This window comes from Pseudonocardia broussonetiae (assembly GCF_013155125.1).
Classification (GTDB): Bacteria; Actinomycetota; Actinomycetes; order Mycobacteriales; family Pseudonocardiaceae; genus Pseudonocardia; species Pseudonocardia broussonetiae.
In genome coordinates this window covers 6,636,581-6,656,999 of record NZ_CP053564.1, presented here as the reverse complement: position 1 = coordinate 6,656,999, position 20,419 = coordinate 6,636,581, and the positions used below count along the sequence as shown (strand labels likewise).

Annotated in this window: 16 protein-coding genes; 10 read left to right on the top strand and 6 right to left on the bottom strand. The window is 74.3% G+C overall.

Translation table 11 applies throughout. From position 1 onward, the window contains the following. From HOP40_RS32140 to HOP40_RS32130, 3 genes are all read left to right on the top strand, one after another. Complete coding sequence (locus HOP40_RS32140) at positions 1-6,093, top strand: DEAD/DEAH box helicase (protein ID WP_172166623.1); 6,093 nt, start codon at positions 1-3, stop codon at positions 6,091-6,093. Further along, the gene (locus HOP40_RS32135; RefSeq protein ID WP_205346993.1) at positions 6,093-8,204 is read left to right on the top strand and encodes a UvrD-helicase domain-containing protein; all 2,112 of its coding nucleotides are present in this window, start codon (positions 6,093-6,095) and stop codon (positions 8,202-8,204) included. The genes HOP40_RS32140 and HOP40_RS32135 overlap by 1 nt, the downstream gene beginning before the upstream one ends. Positions 8,205-8,384: 180 nt before the next feature. Next, positions 8,385-9,077 carry a DUF4253 domain-containing protein gene (locus HOP40_RS32130; protein ID WP_240157393.1) on the top strand — a complete coding sequence of 231 codons (693 nt, stop codon included), beginning with the start codon at positions 8,385-8,387 and terminating at the stop codon, positions 9,075-9,077. Between the two features lie 7 nt (positions 9,078-9,084). Here the strand turns inward: HOP40_RS32130 and HOP40_RS32125 are convergent, their stop codons facing one another. The 3 genes from HOP40_RS32125 to HOP40_RS32115 are packed head-to-tail and all read right to left on the bottom strand — an operon-like array spanning position 9,085 to position 11,064. After that, on the bottom strand, positions 9,085-9,447 hold the full coding sequence (locus tag HOP40_RS32125) for a hypothetical protein (RefSeq protein ID WP_240157392.1): 363 nt from the start codon (positions 9,445-9,447) through the stop codon (positions 9,085-9,087). Continuing rightward, entirely contained in the window at positions 9,444-10,463 is a 1,020-nt protein-coding gene (locus tag HOP40_RS32120; RefSeq protein ID WP_172166619.1) for a DUF4236 domain-containing protein, read from the bottom strand. Before HOP40_RS32120 ends, HOP40_RS32125 begins: the two co-directional genes overlap by 4 nt. Before the next feature lie 7 nt (positions 10,464-10,470). Further along, positions 10,471-11,064: a TerD family protein gene (locus HOP40_RS32115; RefSeq protein WP_172166617.1), complete on the bottom strand. Its 594-nt coding sequence runs from the start codon at positions 11,062-11,064 to the stop codon at positions 10,471-10,473. A gap of 89 nt (positions 11,065-11,153) precedes the next feature. Here HOP40_RS32115 and HOP40_RS32110 point away from each other — a divergent pair, with 89 nt between their 5' ends. The 5 genes from HOP40_RS32110 (at position 11,154) to HOP40_RS32090 (ending at position 16,308) form a co-directional block, all read left to right on the top strand. Then, a complete protein-coding gene (locus HOP40_RS32110) occupies positions 11,154-12,167 on the top strand; it encodes a hypothetical protein (protein ID WP_172166615.1) in 1,014 nt (337 codons plus the stop codon). Positions 12,168-12,256: 89 nt separating this feature from the next. After that, positions 12,257-14,488 carry a GmrSD restriction endonuclease domain-containing protein gene (locus tag HOP40_RS32105; RefSeq protein WP_172166613.1) on the top strand — a complete coding sequence of 744 codons (2,232 nt, stop codon included), beginning with the start codon at positions 12,257-12,259 and terminating at the stop codon, positions 14,486-14,488. 30 nt (positions 14,489-14,518) lie between these two features. Continuing rightward, entirely contained in the window at positions 14,519-14,860 is a 342-nt protein-coding gene (locus HOP40_RS32100; RefSeq protein WP_172166611.1) for an ArsR/SmtB family transcription factor, read from the top strand. Between the two features lies 1 nt (position 14,861). Next, a complete protein-coding gene (locus HOP40_RS32095) occupies positions 14,862-15,347 on the top strand; it encodes an SRPBCC family protein (protein WP_172166609.1) in 486 nt (161 codons plus the stop codon). Positions 15,348-15,375: 28 nt separating this feature from the next. After that, a complete protein-coding gene (locus HOP40_RS32090; RefSeq protein ID WP_205346991.1) occupies positions 15,376-16,308 on the top strand; it encodes a glycosyltransferase family 9 protein in 933 nt (310 codons plus the stop codon). A gap of 3 nt (positions 16,309-16,311) precedes the next feature. On the opposite strand, the gene HOP40_RS36235 is transcribed toward HOP40_RS32090, so the two are convergent. Then, positions 16,312-17,214, bottom strand: a complete 903-nt coding sequence (locus tag HOP40_RS36235) for a helix-turn-helix transcriptional regulator (RefSeq protein ID WP_240157391.1) — start codon at positions 17,212-17,214, stop codon at positions 16,312-16,314. 69 nt (positions 17,215-17,283) lie between these two features. Between HOP40_RS36235 and HOP40_RS32080 the strand changes: the two genes are divergently transcribed. Continuing rightward, positions 17,284-17,961 (top strand): class I SAM-dependent methyltransferase, encoded by a 678-nt coding sequence (locus HOP40_RS32080; protein ID WP_172166606.1) that lies wholly within the window; start codon positions 17,284-17,286, stop codon positions 17,959-17,961. A gap of 3 nt (positions 17,962-17,964) precedes the next feature. Here HOP40_RS32080 and HOP40_RS32075 read toward each other — a convergent pair whose 3' ends face one another. Together HOP40_RS32075 and HOP40_RS32070 are read right to left on the bottom strand one after the other, a co-directional pair. After that, a complete protein-coding gene (locus HOP40_RS32075; RefSeq protein ID WP_172166604.1) occupies positions 17,965-18,747 on the bottom strand; it encodes an aminotransferase class IV in 783 nt (260 codons plus the stop codon). A 10-nt stretch (positions 18,748-18,757) separates the two neighbouring features. Beyond that, positions 18,758-19,405, bottom strand: a complete 648-nt coding sequence (locus HOP40_RS32070) for a TetR/AcrR family transcriptional regulator (RefSeq protein ID WP_172166601.1) — start codon at positions 19,403-19,405, stop codon at positions 18,758-18,760. 72 nt (positions 19,406-19,477) lie between these two features. On the opposite strand from HOP40_RS32070, the gene HOP40_RS32065 reads away from it, so the two are divergent. Continuing rightward, positions 19,478-20,419, top strand: coding sequence for an NAD(P)-dependent alcohol dehydrogenase (locus HOP40_RS32065; protein ID WP_172166599.1), 942 nt, complete (start codon positions 19,478-19,480; stop codon positions 20,417-20,419).

Sequence of the window (20,419 nt, the reverse complement as noted above, 5' to 3'; positions counted from 1 at the left end):
GTGCTGCCGTCGCTGGTCGCCGAAGATCTCCGCGCGTCGCTGACCAGCTTCCTCGGCACCACATTCGCCCTCGGTGACGACGACGTCCGTGCGGAGCTGGAGCGGTTCGTGGCCGACCCGGCCCACGGCGTGTTCCGCGGCCCCTACGTCCGGCTGCGTCTACCGTTCCGCCCCGCCGACGAGTCGTGGCGCGGGCATCTCGACTGGTCGCCCGCCGGCTTCCGGCCGCATCGCCATCAGGCGCAGGCGTGGATGCGGCTGGCGTCGCGCAACCGGCAGCCGCTGCCGACACTCGTCACGACCGGCACCGGGTCGGGCAAGACCGAGAGCTTCCTCGTGCCGCTGCTCGACCACTGCCGCCGCAACCGCGGGCAGCGTGGGATCAAGGCGATCGTGCTCTACCCGATGAACGCGCTGGCCAACGACCAGGCACGGCGCGTCGCGGGGATGGTGCACCGGGAGCTGTCGGGTCTGCGGGTCGGCCTCTACACCGGAGACTCCACCGGTGGCGATCAGATGACCGACACCGCCGTGATCGGCGACCGGTACGCCATGCGGGCAGATCCCCCGGACATCCTGCTCACCAACTACAAGATGCTCGACATGCTGCTGCTGCGCAGCGAGGACGTGCCTCTGTTCGCCGGCGCGGAGGAGTCGCTGCGCTACCTCGTGCTCGACGAGTTCCACACCTACGACGGCGCGCAGGGCACCGACGTGGCGATGCTGCTGCGGCGGCTCGGCGCGGCGCTGGGGGTCACCACCGACGACCGGCCGCTCGGCGCGATCACCCCGGTGGCCACCTCGGCCACGCTCGGCGGAGGGCCCGACGGTGCGCCCGCGCTGCGACGCTTCGCCGAGACGGTGTTCGGCCTCCCGTTCGACGAGGACGCACTGGTGGGGGAGGACCGGCTCACCGTCGACGAGTGGGCCGGGACGGACACGTACGGGCCGGTCCCGCTGCTCGACGAGGTCACCTCCGCCCTGCGGGAGTGTTCGTCGCACGCCGAGCAGCTCGCCGTCGGGCGCCGGCTGTTCCTCGGGTCGCCCGCCGCGAACCCGGGACGCGCGGGTGAGCTGCTGCGGGCCCACCCGCTCACCCGCACCCTGCTCGGGCTCACCGCCGTACCCCGCCCGCTCGGTGAGCTCGCGGCCGACCTCGAACCCAGCTGGGGGGCCACGTCCGGGCAGCGGGCCGAGGCGGGGCGGCACGCCGTGGCGTTGTTCCTGGCCCTCCTCTCCCAGGCTCGCGACGGTGACCGGCCACTGCTCGGCGTCGACGTGCAGCTGTGGATCCGTGAGGTCAGCAGGCTGCTGCGGCGGCTCGGCGGGGTGCCGCAGTTCCGCTGGCACGAGGGAGCCGAGCCGGAGGACGGGAGCAGGCACCTGCCCTCAGTGTTCTGCCGGCACTGCGGCCGCTCGGGCTGGGGTGTCGTGGCTACCGCGGGCGGTGGCCACGAGACAGGAGCGGTCGCGGTGTGGGGCAAGTCGGTGGTCGACCCCGCCGCCTCGCGGGCGTGGATCTACGCGCCGGGCGAGGCCGGCGAAGGCTCCACCGACGTGGTGTGGGTCGACCCGGACAGCGCGGACGTGGTGCCCACCCCGACCAGCCGGCACGGCAGCGAGGTGCCGGTGCTCGTCACCCCCGACGCCCAGGCGGCCCGCGACGGTCAGTGCCCGTCCTGCGGGCGCGCCGACGGCATCCGATTCCTGGGTTCGCGCGTGGCCACCCTCGCGTCGGCCACGCTGGGGCAGTTGTTCGGCAGCCCTGATATCGCCGCAGCTGAGAAGAAGACCCTGGTGTTCACCGACAGCGTGCAGGACGCCTCGCACCGAGCGGCCTTCGTCGAGAGCCGGGCCTACGCGCTGAACCTGCGTGCGCTGCTGCACCGGGCGATCGGGCACAACGGATGTACGCTCGATGCGCTCGGCGCAGCGGTCGCCGATGGCGCCCGCACCCCTGCCGAGCGGTACGCGGTGCTGCCACCGGATCTGCGTGAGCACGAGGTCTTCCGTGCGTTCTGGGCCGACGACGGGAAGCGCGAACGCTACGTCACCGATTTCGTGGCCCGGCGGATGGCCTTCTCCGCGACGCTCGAGTTCGGGCTGGCCTCGCGCACAGGACGCACGAGCGAGCTGACAGGTGCGGTCACCGCGCACGTGCACGTCGAGGACCTCGCCGCCGTCGTCGACAGGGCGCTGACCGCCGTAGCCCGACACGATCTGCAGCTGACGCTGGACGGGGTCGGACCGCAGCGGACCGCCGCGTGGGCCCGCGGCATCATCGAGCGCGTCCGCGTCCAGGGCGGCATCGCGCACGAGTGGCTCACCCGGTTCGCAGAGACGGACGACCGGCACAGGATTTGGGGCGGCCGCCCGCGCCGGGAGGGCATGCCGGCGTTCCCGGCGCCACGACCGGGGCAGACCGGGCGGCCCGCGCCGCGCTTCCCCACCGCGGCCCGGCGCGCCGAGAACCTGGACCTCGTCGTGGGATCGCGGAGCTGGTACTCCACCTGGACGGCCCGCGCACTCGGCGTCCCGGCTGCCGACGCCTCGCGCTACGTGCTCGCCCTCTTCGACGCGCTGGTCGCCGACGGCGCGCTGGTCCGACTGCCCGAGGCCCGCAATCCCGTCTGGCAGATCCCCGCCGGCCGAGTTCTGCTCGCCCGCACCTCCGGTGCGCCACCCATGTTGCGCTGCACGGTGTGTGCGACCCGGTTTCCCGGCCCGGAGATCGTGCTCGACGAGCTCGACGGCGGTCCGTGCCAGCGCGACCGCTGCCCGGGGGTGTTCAGCGTCGAGCGGTCCGGTCACGACTACTACCGGGAGCTGTACCGCGGGGGTGAGGTCCGGCGCATCGTCGCCCGCGAGCACACCTCGTTGCTGCCCGCGGCCGAACGGGTAGCGCTCGAGGAGACCTTCAAGTCCGCGAAGGGGGCCGACGCCCCCAACGTGCTGACCTGCACGCCCACTCTGGAGCTCGGCATCGACATCGGCGACCTGTCGACGGTGGCGCTCACCTCGCTGCCGCGGTCGACGGCGTCCTACCTGCAGCGCGTCGGACGGGCAGGTCGCCTCACGGGCAACGCGCTGGTGGTGTCGCTGCTGCCGGCCCGCCCGCTGGAGCTGCAGCGGCTGACCGATCCGCTCACGATGATCGCCGGTGATGTGGTGCCGCCGGCCTGCTACCTCGACGCCACCGAGATCCTGCGTCGCCAGTACCTCGCGTCGTTGTTCGACCGGCATGCACGCTCGCCGCAGCCCGGCCGGACCCGGCTGGCCAAGGACGTGTTCGCCGGCGGGTTGACGTCCACGTCGTGGCTCGGGCGGATCGTCGCCGACGCCCGGGCGAACGCCGAGCCGTACGTCGAGGGCTTCCTGCGCGGTTTCGGCGATGCCGTCACGAAGGACACCGCGGCCGAGCTGGGTGTGTGGGCCGGTGTCGGCGCCGAGGGGGTCCCCGGGTTCGAGCGCGACGTCGAAGCGGCCGTCACCGCGTGGGTGGCCGAGGGTGCCGAGCTGGACGAGCGGCGCAAGGCGGTCGACGCCGAGATCGCGCGCATGCGGGCCCTGCCCTCGCTCGACGAGGCGGGTGAGCGCGATCTGCGCCGCCTGTTCGGTGAGCTCGGCGCCGTGCGGAGCACACGGGCCCAGCGCGATCGCACCTACTGGATCTCCGCGCTGGAGGCGGCCGGTCTGCTGCCCAACTACGCGCTGCTGGACGACACGACCCGTCTCGACGTCGGTCTGTGGTGGACCGACGAGGAGTCCGGGGCGCACGAGTCCAGCGACGAGCAGTACGTCCGGGGCAGTCGCACGGCGTTGTCCGAACTCGCACCCGGTGCCACGTTCTACGTGCGGGGGACGTCGGTCGAGATCGACGGGATCGACCTGGGCACCAGCCGCAACCCGGCCACCGTCGTGCGTCGCTTCTGCCCCGCCTGCGGCTGGTCCGGTCCCGGCGGATCGGCCTCCGGGTGCCCCCGGTGCGGAGCGCTCGGCGCGGCCGACGCGGGTCAGGTGCTGACCACCCTGCCGTTCCGTCGGGCGTCGGCGTACGCCTCCCGTGAGCTGGCCATGCGCGACGACGACACGGAGGACCGGCGTCGCACCCGCTTCACGGTCGTCACCACCGTGGATGCTGACCCCGACGACATCACCGCGGCCTGGGAGCTGGCCGACTACCCCTTCGGTGCGGAGGTCCTTCGGTCCGCGGACATCGGTTGGATCAACGTCGGCCCCGCCGATCGCGGTGGCGCGACCCGGACGATCGCCGGTCAGGAGGTCGCCACGCCGCTGTTCGACGCCTGCACCCACTGCGGGGTGGTGCCCGCGGCTCAACGCGGGGTGCGCGACCGCTCGGACGCCCGGCACCGCGGCTGGTGCCGGCAGCGCCGCGAGCCGTCCACGACGGCGTGGGCCTCCGTCGCGCTCACCCACCGGCTGCGCACACAGGCCGTACGCCTGCTCGTCCCGCCGATCGTCGTGGCCGACCGCACGGTCCGCACCTCGTTGCGGGCCGCACTGCTGCTGGGTCTGCGTGAAGTCCTGGGCGGGGACCCCGACCACCTCGACGTCGTGGAAGCCGCCGACCCGGTACCCGGGAGCAGCGAGCGGTGGGTGATGGTGCTGCACGACCTGGTGCCCGGTGGCACCGGATACCTCGGCCGCTTCAGCGACCCCGACCGTGTGCGTGACCTGTTGGCCGCCGCGCTGCGGGTGCTGCAGGCCTGCCCGTGCCGCTCGGAAGCCGTCACCGCGTGCCACCGGTGCCTGCTGCCCCACGTCGCACCGCACCTGGCGCCGGAGGCGCGGCGCGACGCCGCCGTGGACCTGCTGGAACAGATCCTCGGGCAGTGGGAACCGCGGCCGATCGACACCATCCGCCGCATCGTCGTCGGCTCCCACGACACGCCCATCGAGAAGCGCTTCCGCGCGTTGCTGCTGCGCTGGGCGAAGACCCGCGGTGCGGCCGTCACCACGCAGGCCACCACCCACGGCGACCGGGCCACGGTGCAGTTCCCCCAGGCCCACGGCAGCGCCGTGTGGCAGCTCTCACCACAGGTCCGGCTCGGCGAGGTGCAGCCCGATTTCCTGCTGACCAGCGCCGACACCGAGGTACCGCGGATCGCCGTGTTCTGCGACAGCGTCCGCTGGCACAGCAGCCCGCAGACCAACCGCCTCGCCGACGACGCGAGCAAGCGAGCCGGCCTGCGGGATCAGGACGTCCTGGTGTGGGCCGTGACGCACGACGACCTCGATGCGTTCGCCCTCGTGCTCGACGGTGCCGCGGTGGTGCCCCCTGCGTGGTGCGACGAAGCGGTGCGCACCACCTACGGGCAGGTGGCGCGGCGGATCGCCGCACCGGGAAGCGTTCCGCCCGCGGATCTGCTCAGCGACCCGATCTCGATGCTCACCGCGTTCGTGCTCCGACCGGAACGCAGCGCGTGGGAGAGCCCGGCGCACGCGCTCGCGCTGGCGTTCGTCCGCGGCGCGGCCACGAAGCAGGTCGATGACGTCGACGGGTTGCTCTGGGCGGAGCTCACCGGCGAGCCCGGTCCGGGCCCCGGCCGATCGACCGTCGCCGTCCCGCGGAGTGCTCGCGGTGCCGTGGTGGCCGCGGAGCTGCAGAGCCCCGCCGACGTCCGGGTGTGGCTCGGGGTCGACGACCGCGACGGGCGCGTGGGCACACCGGAGCAGGTGGGGAGCTGGAAGGACTGGTTGGCGCTGAGCACCGCGCTGCAGTTCCTCGCCGCCGGCCGATTCCACGCCCACACCTCGAACACCGTTCCGCGCGGCGGGGCGGAGCTCGTCGTCCTGCCGCTTCCCTGGCAGCAGGTCGTCGACGTCTCCGAGGAGGTGATCGCTGCGCTGGTTCGCGCGCTGGCCGGCACAGGAGTGCCGCTGCCCGAGGCAGGGTTCGAGGTCGACGACGGTGAGTACCAGCTCGACCTGGCGTGGCCGGCCGCGCAGATCGCCGTGGTCGCCGAGCCGGACGATGGCCGCGAGGCCTGGCTGGCCGGCAACGGTTGGACTGCCGTTCCCCCCGATGTCGCGGCGGTGCGCGCTGCCCTGACCCCTGTTGGAGGCCCCTGATGGGCGTGATCATGTCCAAGGAGTTCCACCGCGCCGTCGACGTCGACGGATCGCTCAAAGCGCGGGCCTGGGACTTCCTCACCAAGCTCAGCCGTGACGCCGACCTCACCGGTCTCGATCTGAAGCTGCCGCGCAATGCCGCCGACCGTCGGGTGCGGACCGCGAGGGTCGACCTCAACCACCGTGCGGTCGTCTTCGCTGTCGGGGACGAGCGCGAGCCGATGTGGCTGCTCGCCGCGATCAAGCCGCACAACGAGGCCTACGCGTACGCCGAGACCCTCACGCTCGAGGTGAACCCCGCCAACGGCGCGATGGAGGTGCTGCGGACGGAGGCGGTGCGGCGCACCGTCGAGGAGTTTCGGGCCCGACCGGTCGCCGAGGACCTTCCGCAGGTGCTTCCCTTCACCGCTGAGGAGCTCGCCGGTCTCGGCATCGACGCGGGTGTGGCCTCCGAGGCGATCCGGTTGACCAGTGAGGAGGACGTGCTCGATCTCGCTGCCGATCTACCCGAGTGGCAGCAGCGGGCACTGCTCGAGCTGGCCACCGGCACCTCGATCGAGGAGGTGCGCAGCACCTACGAGCTGGACCAGGGGCCCGCGGGGGACGACCCGCTGGCCGCTGTCGACCGGCCCACCAGCAGGATGCAGTTCGTCTACCTCGACAGCGACGACGAACTGCGCCGCATGATGGAGGGTGATTTCGCCGCCTGGCGGACGTATCTCCATCCACAGCAGCGAGCGGTGGCGTACCGACCGTCGTACAACGGCCCGTTCCGGCTCGCCGGGGGCGCCGGTACGGGCAAGACCGTCGTGGCCCTGCATCGCGTGGCTCATCTCGCGCGCCGCGCGGGTGCTCGGGTGCTGCTCTGCACGTTCACCCGCAACCTGGCCGCGAATCTCGACGTGGACGTTCGCGGGCTCGTCACGACCGAACAGCTCGCCCGGGTGGACGTCCGCGGTGTCGATCAGGTGGTTCGCGCGATCGTGACGGCCGTCGACGGAGCGCCCGGCCAGCTGCTCGGCGACCGCGAGCAGGAGACCCTGTGGGAGGAGGCGATCCGAACGGCAGGAGCCCCCGAGCTCACGCCAGGGTTCCTCGCAGGGGAGTTCCGATCAGTCGTGCTCGCGCTGCCTCAACGGAACAGAGCGACGTACCTGGCCGTCAAGCGGCCCGGCCGAGGTGTCCGACTGAACCGGGTGCAGCGCGCGGCGGTCTGGAACGCGGTCGAATCGTTCGAACGGGCCGCATCGATGCAGGGTCGAACCACGTTCGAGCTGCTCGCGGCCCGGGCCGCCGACATCCTCGCCGATCCTGCGCTTCGTGTCCGTGCGCCTGCCTACGACCACGTCGTCGTCGACGAGGCGCAGGACCTGCACGCCGGCCACTGGCGGGTGCTGCGCGGACTGGTTCTCCCCGGTCCCAACGATCTATTCCTCTGCGAGGACGGCCACCAGCGCATCTACGGTGAGCGCACCGTGCTGTCCCGGTTCGGCATCGAGACCCGTGGCCGGTCCCGCCGCCTGACGCTGAACTACCGCACATCTCGGCAGAACCTGGCGTTCGCGCTCGGGGTCATCGGTGATGCCTCGGTGCAGGACCTCGACGGTGAGCAGGAGAGCGTGGCCGGGTACCACTCCACGTTCGCCGGGCCCGTCCCCGCTCTGCGAGGATTCCGGTCTCCGACCGAGGAGATGGCGTCGCTGGTGGAGACGGTGCGCGAGTGGCTCGCCCGGCCGGTCGAACCAGCGGCCATCGCGGTGCTCTCCCGACGCGAACCCGAACAGGGACGGGCTCGGCAAGCGCTCCAGGAAGCCGGGATTCCGGTGGAGCTGCTCACTCGTGACGGCCCGGGCAACCCGGGCTCGGTGAAGATCGCGTCGATGCACCGCGCGAAGGGCACCGAGTTCTCCTGCGTCGCGATCATCGGAGCGGAGGCGGGCGTGGTACCGCTGAGCTGGCTGGTCGACGAGCTCCCTGAGCCGGAGCGACCCGCCGCGCTGGGCAGGGAGCGCTCACTGTTCTACGTTGCGAGCAGCCGAGCCCGTGATGAACTGGTCGTCAGCTGGTCAGGGGCGCGCAGCCCGCTGCTGCCGGAGCCTCGCTCGACCTGATCGGCCACTGCTCGTCATCGCAGACAATCCAACCCCGCGGGTCTCAGCGCAATGGCCGGCTCATCGGGGTGCGCGCGGTGCAGGTCCTGGCAGCTGACGAGCGTTCGAGGCGTTCGGTGGTCGGAGCAGATGTTCGGATCTGTACGGAACCGTGGGGCCGCGGGATCCGTCTGTGTCGCCATGACTCTCGAACTCCCGGCCCTGCGCCCACTCGGACCAGCACGCCTCAGCGTCGAGCCGCACACGGCCCACCCCGCCTATGCGACCCTCCTCGCCGACGCCGCCACGACCGGGTCCTGTCCGGTGTGGGTGAGCGAACGCGGCCTGCAGATGCTCGAGCCGCCGCGCGATCCGCATGCCGTCCTCGCCGAGGTGGCCTCCCGGGACGCGGCCACGTTCCTCGACGAGCGGTGGCCGTCGGACTGCCCCCAGTGCGGTTGCCGCGACTCGTTCGGCAGCTTCACCGGGCTGGCACCGGCCCTCGTGCCCGAGGACGATCCGGTCGCGGTGGCGGCCGAGTCCGAGATCGCCTCCCGGAGGTCGCACCTGGCGCTCGTCCCGGGGATCCGGCCGGCCGATGCCGTGGCGGTGCTGCGCTGGCGGGGCACCTGCAACCGGCACGACGACGTGGCCGGCCTCTCGGCGGTGCTGCGCAGCTGGGAGGAGCGGTTCGGAGCGTTGCTGGTGCAGATCGACTTCATGACGCTCTGGCTGACGGTGGCCGCGCCGCCGCGCACACCGCAGGAGTGCCGGGCGGTGGCCGCCGAGCACTTCGCGTTCTGTCCCGATGTCGACGGTGAGGATCCGCGGGCGCTCCGGGACTACGCCGCGACGCTCGCCGGTCGGAGGTGGTGGCGGTTCTGGTGGGACTGAACGCGCGTCAGGCGTCGCGCAGCCAGGTGGCGGCGGTCTGGCGGGAGATGCCCAGGGCGCGGGCCATCGCCAGCACCTCCAGCCCCTCCCGCTTCCCGGTGGCCAGCAGCTCGCGCTGGCGGACGCGCAGCTCCTCGATTCCCGCGGCGACCTCGGCCATCTCCGCCAGGAGTTCCTCCGCCCGCGGGGTGGCCCCGGCGCGGGAGCGGCCGGCGCCGGGGCGGGGGAAGGTGCGGACGGCGTCGGCGTCCCAGGTCCGGCCGTCGGCGAGCGGGGCGGGGGCCTGGCCCCGGGAGACGTAGCCGTGCCAGGTCGCGAGCTTGACGCCCCACGCGTCGGCGCACTCCTGTGCGGTCCAGGCCTCGCTCACCACAGCTCCACCTGCGCGAGGCCGGGGTGCGTCGGGTCCTCGGCGCGGACCTGCTCCAGGTCGCGACGGGCTCCGGCGCGGTCGCCGTGGGCCAGCCCGACCTGCGCGCGCTCCAGCAGCGCCCGGTGCCGCACCGACGACGCCCGGCCGGGCACCCGCAGCGCCGCGTCCAGCGCCTCGCGGGCGGCGTCGGGGTAGCCCAGCGCGCCGAACGCGCGGCCGCGGAACACGAGCAGCAGGGCGGAGGCGTCGTCGAGGTTGGTGGTGGCGCCGGTCGTCTCGATCACCTCGGCGTGGCGGCCCGCGTCGCTGTAGAGCTCGGTGAGCGAGAGGGCGGCGGGGACGGTCGGCTCGGCCTGCTCGACCGTCCAGATCGCGGTGTCCAGGTCGCCCGCCGCCTGGTGCAGCTCGGCGACGGCGAGCAGGACGACGTCGGTGGTGATCCCGAGGTGGGCGACGGCGCCGCGGGCGATCTCGACGGGCCAGGTGCGGTCGGCGAGGTGGCGCACGGTGAACGGGTGCGTCCGCAGCGCCGTGGTGCCCTGGGAGACGACCCAGGCCAGCAGCTCCCGGGCGCGCTGCGGGTCGCGCTCGTCGAGGCCGTCGAGGGCGGCGGCGAGGAGGCGGAGCACGGGATCGGCGCGGCCGTGGGTGCGCGCGACGTCGGCGTAGCGGCCGGTGCGCAGGGCGTCGAGGAGGTCGCGCTCCCAGGGCGGTAGGACCGGGACCGGGGCCGGGGGATCGGCGGGCCAGGGCAGGCTCGGCACCGGGGACGGCGCGGGCGGCGGCGGGGACGGAGCCGGCGGCGGCGCGGGCCGGTTCGCCCGCGCCTCGCGCAGCGTCGTCGAGTGGACCAGCCCCATGCGCGCCAGCCCGACGGTGCTGCTGATCCGGCCGCCCGGGTGCCGGGTGAGGCGCGCGTTGCGCGAGCCGACGGAGTAGCTGACGCCGCCGTTGCTCAGCGTCACGTGCACGCCGGGGAGGACCTTGATGCTCTTGTGCAGCCAGAAGCCCACGGTGCTCCTACAGCTCGTAGCCGGCGGGGACGGGCGGACGGCGCCAGTCGACGCCCTGGGGCGGGGGCGGCGGCTCGTCGTCGATGTCGACGCCGAAGTCGCGGGCCAGCCCGGCGAGGCCGTCGTGGTAGCCCTGCCCGACCGCGCGCACCTTCCACCGCGCGTCGCGGCGGTAGAGCTCGACCGCGACGGCCGCGGTCTCGGCGGCCAGCCCGTCCATGACGAACGACGCCAGCTCCGCGCCGCCGTCGCCCGTCACGGCGACGCGGAACGGGGCGAGGTCGGCGAGTGTCCGCCCGGGTGCGGCGTCGAGGCCGACGGCGAAGGCGAGCGTCTGCACGGCGGGGTCGACGCCGTCGAGCTCGACGACGACCCGGTCGGTCACCTCCGCACCCGCCCGCTTCCCGGCGTGGACGACGCGGCGGTCGGCGGAGGCGGGCTGGTTGTAGAAGACGAAGTCGGCGTCGCCGCGGACCTTCCCCTCGACGAGCAGGAGCGCGGAGAGGACGGCCTCGAGCTCGGGGCGGGGGGTCCAGGTGCAGGTGACGGAGACTGAGCGGGTCGGCGGGAGCGCGGTGTTGGCGCCCTTCGTCAGCTGCACGCGGCCAGGCTACGGGGCGGGTCGATCACTCCGGCACCAGTTCTCCCGAACGGCCACGGAGTCGGTGTCCGGCGCGGCATCCTCCCGCCATGACGACCTACGCGTACGACTCGTCCACCCGCACCCTGCACGCGACGTGGAGGTGCGGCATCGGCGGCGTCGCCCGCTCCGTCGCCCGCCTGCACGAGCGCACCTCGGACCGGACCGGCATGCACCTCGCCCAGGCCCTCACCGACCTGTCCGCCACCGCCTGGCTGAGCTACTCCGACCCCGGCCTGCTCGGCGAGCCCGACCGGGAGGAGGTGCTGCGGGCCCTGCGCCGCCCGCACCTGGTGGAGGACGGCCTGCTGTACCGGGAGGCCGACCAGCAGCTCGAGAACGCGCACGGCGTCGGCCGGGCGCTGGCGGCGGTCGGCAGCGCCGGCGTGGTGCGGGCGGTCGTGGCCGACGTCGTCGCCGAGCTCGACGCGGTCGACCGCGCGCTGCTCGGCGACCTCGACGGCCGGGCCCGGCAGGCCGTCGTCGTGGCCCGGCTGGACGCCTCGCCCACCCAGATCGCCGCCGCCGACCGGCTGCTGCACGCCGTGCCGATGGGCAGCGAGGAGCTGTTCGACGAGGTCGACTCGACGGCCGCGTGCGTGGCCGCGGCGCACTGGCTGCAGGCCGCGCTCGACGTGGTGGCGACCGTCGTCGACGAGGGCGACCCGCTCGACGTGCTGGAGTCGGCCGCGGAGGAGCAGGGCGCCGACCTGGGCGGGGTGTGCACGGTCCTCCAGGTGCTGCAGGTCGGCAACCCGCCGCTGGCCGTCGTGCGCAACCTCGTGAGCTCGGCGATGCAGGCCGCCCGCGGCATGGTCCTGCCCGGCGACCTGGGTCCGGAGGACGACGTCGTCGACGGCGAGCCCCGCTTCACGCTGCTCGACCCGCTCCGTCCCACCCGGGCGCTGCTCACGGGCCTCGTGCGGGCCGTGCAGGTCTGCTTCACGGTGTTCGAGGAGCGGTGCGGGGTGGTCGAGGAGGAGGTGGCCCGCCGGCGGTTCGACGACGCGGTGCGGGCGGAGGCGGCGCGGTCGGCCGGGCGGCTGCTGGCGACGTCGGGCTGATCCTGGGGCCCAGCTCCGGCCGCCCTCCGTAACAACCCCGTCCGCGGGCCCGATGGACGAGCGCACGCGTACGTGGGGGGAATGTCGGCATGGCGAAGTTGAGCGCGATCCTGGACCAGATCGACGGTGGGACGATGCTCCTGCCGGAGTTCCAGCGGGGTTACGTGTGGAACCGCGACCAGGTGCGCGGCCTGATGCGGTCGCTCTACCGGGGCTACCCGGTCGGGGCGCTGCTGGTGTGGGAGACCGACACCACCGACCAGGCCGTCCGCGGCGCGGTCGGAGCGCGGGGGACGCGGTCGCTGCTGCTGGACGGGCAGCAGCGGGTCACGACCCTCTACGGGCTGATCCGCGGGCGTCCGCCGGCGTTCTTCGACGGCGACGCCGAGGCCTTCTCCGGGCTGCGGTTCAACGTCGAGACGGAGTCGTTCGAGTTCTACGGCCCGGTCAAGATGAAGGACGACCCGCGCTGGATCGACGTCACCGCGCTGTTCGTCGACGGGCCGACCGCCGTCGCCAAGGACCTGCACGCCCACCCCGACACGGCGGCGCGCTTCTTCGAGTACCTCGACCGCCTGCAGACCCTGCGCAACGTCGTCGACCGCGAGTTCTACGTCGACGCGATCACCGGTGCGGACAAGACGGTCGACGTGGTCGTCGACATCTTCAACCGGGTCAACTCGGGCGGCACCAAGCTGTCGAAGGGCGACCTCGCGCTGGCGCGGATCTGCTCGGAGTGGGCCGACGCCCGCCCGATGATGCGCAACAACGTCGAGCGCTGGGCCGCCGACCGCAACGTCCGGTTCACCCCGGACTGGCTGCTGCGCAACGTCAACGCCGTCGCCACCGGCCGGGGCTCGTTCTCCGCGCTGGAGGACGTCTCGGCGGGCGACTTCCAGGACGCCCTCTACAAGACGCTGCACAACGTCGACCACCTGCTCGACCTGTTCTCCTCGCGCCTGGGCCTCGACCACGACCGCGTGCTGTTCGGGCGCGCCGGCATCCCCGTCCTGACCCGCCTGCTGCACTCCCGCGGCGGCCGCTTCGCCGACCAGGCCGAGGCCGACCGCGCCCTGTGCTGGTTCGTCCACGCCGCCGTGCGCGGCCGGTACGCCGCGTCCGGGGAGACGACGCTGAACCGCGACCTCGAGACCGTCGACCGCGACGGCATCGACGGCGTGATCACCAACCTGCGCCGGATCCGCAAGGGCCGGTTGACGATCGACCCGCAGGACTTCGAGGGCGACGGGCGCGGCTCGCGCTCCTACCCGCTGCTGTACCTCGTGAGCCGCACCGGCGGCGCGCAGGACCTGCTCAGCGGGCGGCCGCTGGGCGCCGACACCGGCGCGATCGAGGTGCACGAGATCTTCCCGCGCGCGCTGCTGGCGCACGCCGGCTACTCGCGGGCCGAGATCAACTCCGTGGCGAACTACGCCTTCGTGACGCCGTCGACGGCCACGGCGCTGCACGGTCGCGAGCCGGGGGAGTACCTGCCCGGACTGGCGACGCGCGAGTCGCAGTGGATCCCCGACGGCCTGTGGCGGATCCAGGACTACCCGAAGTTCCTCGCGGCCCGCCGCAAGCTGCTGTCCGCGGCGGCCAACGAGTTCCTGGGCGAGCTGATGGCCGGCGTCCTCCCGGAGTCCCGGGTGCTCGTGCCGGTGGAGGTCACCGAGGACGCCGCACCGCCGGACCCCCGCACCGCGGAGGTGGCGGCGCTGGTCGAGGAGCTCGCCGGCCTCGGTTACGCCCGCCCGCTGCTCGACGAGGAGATCACCGACGCCGAGACCGGCAAGGTGCTCGCCGTCGCCGAGGCGTTCTGGCCCGACGGCCTGCAGGTCGGCCAGGGCAAGCCGGTGGTGCTGGAGCTCGACCCCGAGGAGGCGGACCTCCCGCGGCTCACCGAGCTCGGCTGCGAGGTCTTCACCAGCAGCGACGCGCTGCGCGGGTACGTCCAGCGCCTGGGTGAGGTGGCGTCGGGGGAGCGCACCTCCGGCGCCGGCTTCGCCGAGCAGACCGGCGGCGACGGCACGCTGGAGAGCGCCCTGTTCCTGATGATCGCGCGGTGCCAGGCGGAGCTGCAGTACAACCCGGTCCAGCTGCGCGAGATGGTGCACGAGCTCGGTGCGCTCGACACCGTCCGCCGGATCCTCAACTCGGCCACGCCGAGCGACGGGTTCCGGCGCCTGTGGGAGGAGCAGCGGCTCGACCTCGCGGTGGAGACGGTCGCGCTGCGGTTTCCCGCCCTGTTCGCGCCGGGGGAGCTGGCGACGGCGCGGCAGCGGCTGCGAGATGCAGGGGTTGTGGCAGCACAGGGTTGACGTACAACCGATCGGTTGTATATTGGTGTCATGACCGAGGACGACGAGGACCGGGCCGACGCCCTGTTCCACGCCCTCGCCGACCGCACGAGGCGCGACATCATGCGCCGCGTGCTGGCCGGGGAGCACTCGGTCTCCGCGCTCGCGGCGCGCTACGACATGAGCTTCGCCGCGGTGCAGAAGCACGTCGCCGTCCTCGAGAAGGCCGGTCTGCTCACCAAGCGGCGCAACGGCCGCGAGCAGCTGGCCAGCGGCGACGTGGCGGCGGTGCGGTCGGTGGGCTCGATGCTCACCGAGCTGGAGCAGGTCTGGCGCGGCCGCATCGCCCGCATCGACGAACTGATCGCCACCGACAACGCCCTGGAGAGCTGACATGCCCGTCACCGACGTCTCGCACGACATGGACACCCTGACCCTGACGATCGTCGCCGAGTTCGCGGCACCGGTCGACCGCGTGTGGCAGGTCTACGCCGACCCGCGCCAGCTCGAGCGGGTCTGGGGGCCGCCGACCTACCCGGCCACGTTCGTCGACCACGACCTGAGCCCCGGCGGCCGGGTCACCTACTTCATGACCAGCCCCGAGGGGGAGAAGTTCGCCGGGTACTGGAACATCGTCTCCGTCGACGAGCCGACCGGCTTCACCTTCGAGGACGGGTTCGCCCACGAGGACTTCTCGCCGAACCCCGCCATGCCCGTGTCGCGCAACGAGTACCGCTTCGCGCCGACCGACGGCGGCACGCGCGCCACCTACACCGCCACCTACGCCTCCGCCGAGGGGCTGCAGCAGGTGCTCGACATGGGCGTCGTCGAGGGCTCGTCGTCCGCGATCAACCAGATCGACGAGCTCCTCGCGCGGTAGGGCGCTCCCGCGGCGGGTATGCGGGCGCGTGACCGCACCCCGCCTCGTCGCCCTGCGCGCGCTCAACCTGGGCGACCTGCTCGTCGTCGTACCGGCGCTACGGGCGCTGCGCCGGGCCTTCGCCGGACACGAGATCGTCCTCGCCACGCACGGCTGGCTCGGGCCCGTCGTCGCGCTGACCGGCGCGGTCGACCGCCTGCACGCCGTTCGCGGGCTCACGCCCCTCGACGAGCCGCCGGGGCCGAACGTGGTGGTCAACCTCCACGGGGTGCCGGCCGAGAGCAACCCGGTCCTCGACGCACTGCGGCCGCACCGGCGGATCGGGCACGCCGCGCCGGGCTGGAGCGGCCCGGAGTGGCGGCCCGGAGGGCACGAGCGGGAGCGCTGGTGCGACCTCCTCGTCGCGCACGGCGTCCCGGCCGACCCCGCCGACCTGCTGCTGGCCCCGCCGGACGGCCCGTCGCCCGCACCGGGGGCGACGGTCGTGCACGTCGGCGCGGGCTACGGGGCGAAGGAGTGGCCGGTCGAGCGGTTCGCCGCGGTCGCGGCCGAGCTGCGCGGCGCGGGGCACGACGTCGTCGTCACCGGTTCGGGCGCCGAGCGCGAGCGGGCCGTGGCCGTCGCCGCCGCGGCCGGGTTGGCGTGCGACGCGGTGCTGGCCGGGCGGACCGACCTCGGCGAGCTGGTCGCGCTGGTGGCCGGCGCGCGGCTGGTCGTCAGCGGGGACACCGGGGCCGCGCACCTCGCCTCGGCCTACCGGACGCCGTCGGTCGTGCTGTTCGGGCCGGCGCCGGTGGAGGAGTGGGGTCCGCCCGCGGACGGCCCGCACCGCGCGCTGACGGCGGCGGACCTGCGCCGCGGCGACGCCTTCGCCGCCGACCCGGACCCGGCGCTGCTCGCCGTGACCGTGCCCGACGTGCTCGCCGCGGTGGACGAGGTGCTGGTGCCGGCGGTGCGGTGAGGATCAGGCGCGCCCGCGCCATCCGCCCGGCGTCGTGCCGTGCTCGCGGCGGAAGACCCGCGCGAAGTAGCCGGCGTCGGGGAAGCCGACGGCGCGGCCCACGGCCGCGACCGGGGAGTCCGTCGACGCGAGCAGCCGGCGCGCCTCCAGCATCCGGCGCTCGGTGATCCACTCCAGAACCGTGCGGCCGGTGCGGTCGCGCACGCGCGTCGTCAGGTGCCCGGGGGAGAGCCCGACGGCGGCGGCGACGTCGCGCAGCGACAGGGGCTCGGCGTAGCGCTGCTCGATCACCGCGAAGACGTCGCCCAGCAGGGGCTCGCGGTTGAGGCGCAGGTCGGCGACCACGCCGCCCTCGACGCCGACCGCGAGCCGGGCGACGTCGACGAGCAGCAGCGTGAGGTGGGCCGTGGCCGCGGCGTGGTGGCCGTCGCGGCGCTCCCGCAGCTCGGCCTCCAGGAGCGCGAACCGCCGTTCCCAGTCCGGGCGGGCGTCGGGCGGGACGGCCATCCGGGTCGTCCCCGACGGGCGCCCGCCGACGAACGGGGCCAGCAGCGGGTGCGCGCCCCAGGCGAGCGGGGAGGCCGCGGGCTGCGCGCCGAGCACGTCGGCGTCGAACATCACCGACCAGCCGGCCACGCCGTGCAGGTCCTCCGGATCGCCGCCCCACGTCGTCGGCCCGACGACGTCGCCCGGCGCGACGACGAACAGGTCGCCCGGCCCGGCGACCCGGCCGGACCCGTGGCCGACGTAGGTGACGAGGAAGAAGTCGTGGGCGTGCTCGCCCGGCGGCACCCGCGCGTGGTCCCCGCCGATGCGGTGCACGAGGACCCGCGGCCCGGCCGGCCCGGCCGTGAAGCCGTAGACGGGCACGCGCCGCCCGCCCGAGGCCATCCGCACGGTGCGCACCGTCGGATCGTCCCACCATCACCGCACATCGGACACCTCCGCAGGTCCGCGGGCCGTCATCCTGGTCGGGTGGACGACACAACCTCCCAGCACGCCGGTCACGGACACGGTCACGGGCACCGGTCCTTCCTCCCCGCCCTGGGCGAGCACCGCCCGCCCGTCTTCTACGACGCCCTCGGCCGGCTCATCGGCGCGCCGCGGATGTACGCCGCGGTCGCAGAGGTCGCGGACCTCGACGCGTCGTCCGCGGCGACGGTGGTCGACGTCGGCTGCGGCACCGGCGCGCTGCTGCGCCGGGTCGGCCGCGACCTGCCCGGCGTCCGGCTCGTCGGCGTCGACCCCGACGAGCGGATGCTCACGACGGCCCGCCGCAAGGCCGTGCGGAGCCGCGAGCGGGCCGTCCGCGACGCGCGCTGGGAGCGCGGCTACGCGCAGGAGGTCCCGGCCGCGGACGGCACCTGCGACCTCGTGCTCTCCTCGCTGATGTTCCACCACCTCGACCCCACGGGACGGGCCGAGATGCTCGCGGAGGTGCGACGCGTGCTGCGGCCGGGAGGCGCGCTCGTGCTGGCCGACTTCGACGGCACCCCCGGCCCGGTCCCGCTGCGCCGCCGCTCGCCGATGCTGGCGTTCGGGCCGGGCGAGCTGCAGGGCCTCCTCGCGGAGGCGGGGTTCGCGGTGCGGGCCGAGAAGCGGCTGCGGCTGCTGGTCGGCGGGGTCGTGGTGCTGCGGGCCGAGGTGGTCTGACCCTCAGGGAGCCAGGCGGTCGGCCACGTACCGGCGGAACGCGTCGGCCGCGGCGGCGGTGAGCGGGCCGGGGGCGGCGGGGAGGTCGCGGGCGTCGATCGCGGCGACCGGCTGGACCTCGCGCGTCGTGGAGGCGAGGAAGGCCTCGTCGAGGGCGTCCAGCTCGTCGCGGCGCAGGCTGCGCTCGGTGGCGCCGGAGACGGCGAGGACGTGCCGACGGGTGATCGAGTCGAGGACGTGGTCGGCGAGCGGCGGAGTGTGCAGGCGGCCGCCCCGGACGTAGAAGAACGCCGACGTCGGCCCCTCCAGGACGAGCCCGTCGGGCGTCACGAGCAGCGCCTCGCCCGCGCCCGCCTCCCGCGCCAGCCGCGACGCGTGCATGTTGGCGGCGTAGGACAGCGACTTGACGGCGTCGAGCACCCGCGACGGCGCGTACTCGACGGTGCCGAGCGTGATCGTCGGCGCGACCACGGGCGGCGGGGCGAGCACCACGACGCGACGCCCGGCCCGGGTGATCAGCAGGCGGACCGTCCCGTCGACGGCGCCGGCGCGCTCCAGCAGCGCCGCCACCTCGGCCTGGGCGGCGTCGAGGTCGAACTCCAGGCGCAGGTTCGCCGCCGACCGCTCCAGCCGCTCGACGTGCTCGTCCCACGCGAAGGGCCGCCCGCCGTACAGCCGGGCGACCTCGAACACCCCGTCGCCGCGCAGCAGCCCCTCGTCGGTGACCGGGACCGTCATGGCCCCCGCCGGACCGATCACGCCGTCGACCGAGGCCAGTTCGTCCACGACGGGGACCCTACTTTCCCTCCTCGAGGCGGGCGGCGAGCCCGTCGAGGATCAGCTCCAGGCCGTAGCCGAACTCGTCGCCGTAGGCGTAGCCGGTGCCGCGGACCTGCTCGGCGACCATCGCGGCCAGGTGCGGGTAGGCGTCGACGGGCAGGTCGAGGGCGTCGACGAACTGCTCGGTGCTCTCGCCCGGCTCGAACGGCAGCGTGAGCTCGGTGAGCACGAAGCCGTAGACGTAGGCGTCGAGCACGGAGAACGCGTGCGACGCGAGCGCGACGCCGAACCCGTTGCCGCGCAGGCAGCCGAGCACGGCGTCGTGGTGCCCGAGCAGCGCCGGGCCGGGGTTGCGGCGGGACTCGATCAGGGTGAGCGCCCACGGGTGGCGGGCGAGGACCTCGCGCGCCGACGCGGCCCGGGCGGCCATGGCCGGGCGCCAGGGCGCGTCCGGCGCGGGGAGCGCGATGCCGGTGAAGATGCGGTCGGCGAGGGCGTCGAGCAGGTCGTCCTTGCCCGACAGGTGGTGGTAGAGCGACATCGCCTCGACGCCGAGCTCCCGGCCGACGGTGCGCATGCTCACGCCGACGAGCCCGCCGCGGTCGGCGACGCGGACGGCGGCGTCGACGATCCGGTCGCGCGTGAGCGCGGGGCGCTGGACCACGGGCACCTCCCTTGCCTTCTTACAGGTGTAAGGCTAGCGTCCGGCAGCAACGTACACGTGTAGAGGAGCGCCATGAGAGCCGCCGTCGTCGACAGGTACGGGCCGCCGGACGTCGTGCGGATCGCCGAGGTGTCGACGCCGGTGCCGCGGGCCGGGGAGGTGCTCGTGCGGGTGGTCGCCGCGGCCGTCACCTCGGGCGACGCGCGCATCCGCGCCGCCCGGTTCCCGCGCGGCTTCGGCCTGATCGCCCGGCCGGCGTTCGGCTGGTCGGGGCCGCGGCGGCCGGTCCTGGGCGGCACGTTCTCCGGCACGGTCGAGGCCGTCGGGCCGGGCGTCGAGGGGATCGCCGCGGGTGACGACGTCTGCGGGATGACCGGGCTGCGGATGGGCACGCACGCCGAGTTCGTGGCCGTGCCGGCGAAGCGGGTGGTGCGCAAGCCGGCGGAGGTGAGCCACGAGGACGCGGCGGGCGTGCTGTTCGGCGGGTCGACGGCGTTGCACTTCCTGCGCGGTCGGGTCACGCGCGGGGCGTCCGTGCTCGTCGTCGGCGCGTCGGGGGCGATCGGCACCACCGCCGTGCAGCTCGCGGCGCAGGACGGCGCGACGGTCGTCGGCGTCACGAGCGGGGCGAACGCGGCGCTGGTGCGCGACCTCGGCGCCGCCCGGGTCGTCGACCACACCCGGACCGGCCTGGACGAGGTGACCGACCGGTTCGACGTCGTGCTCGACACGGTCGGCCGGCTGTCCACCGCGGCCGGGCGCCGCCTGCTCACCGACGACGGGGTGCTGCTGCTCCCCGCCGCGACGCTGGGGCAGATGCTGCTGGCGCGGGGCCGGGTCCGGGCCGGCACCTCGCCGGAGGACCCCGCCGACTTCGCCCTGCTGCTGGAGCGGGTGGCGAAGGGGGAGCTGGCCGTGGTGCTGGACCGGGTGGTGGGGCTCGACGACATCGCCTCGGCGTACGAGCGGGTGGACTCGGGGCGGAAGGTCGGCAACATCGTCGTCCGGCCCTGA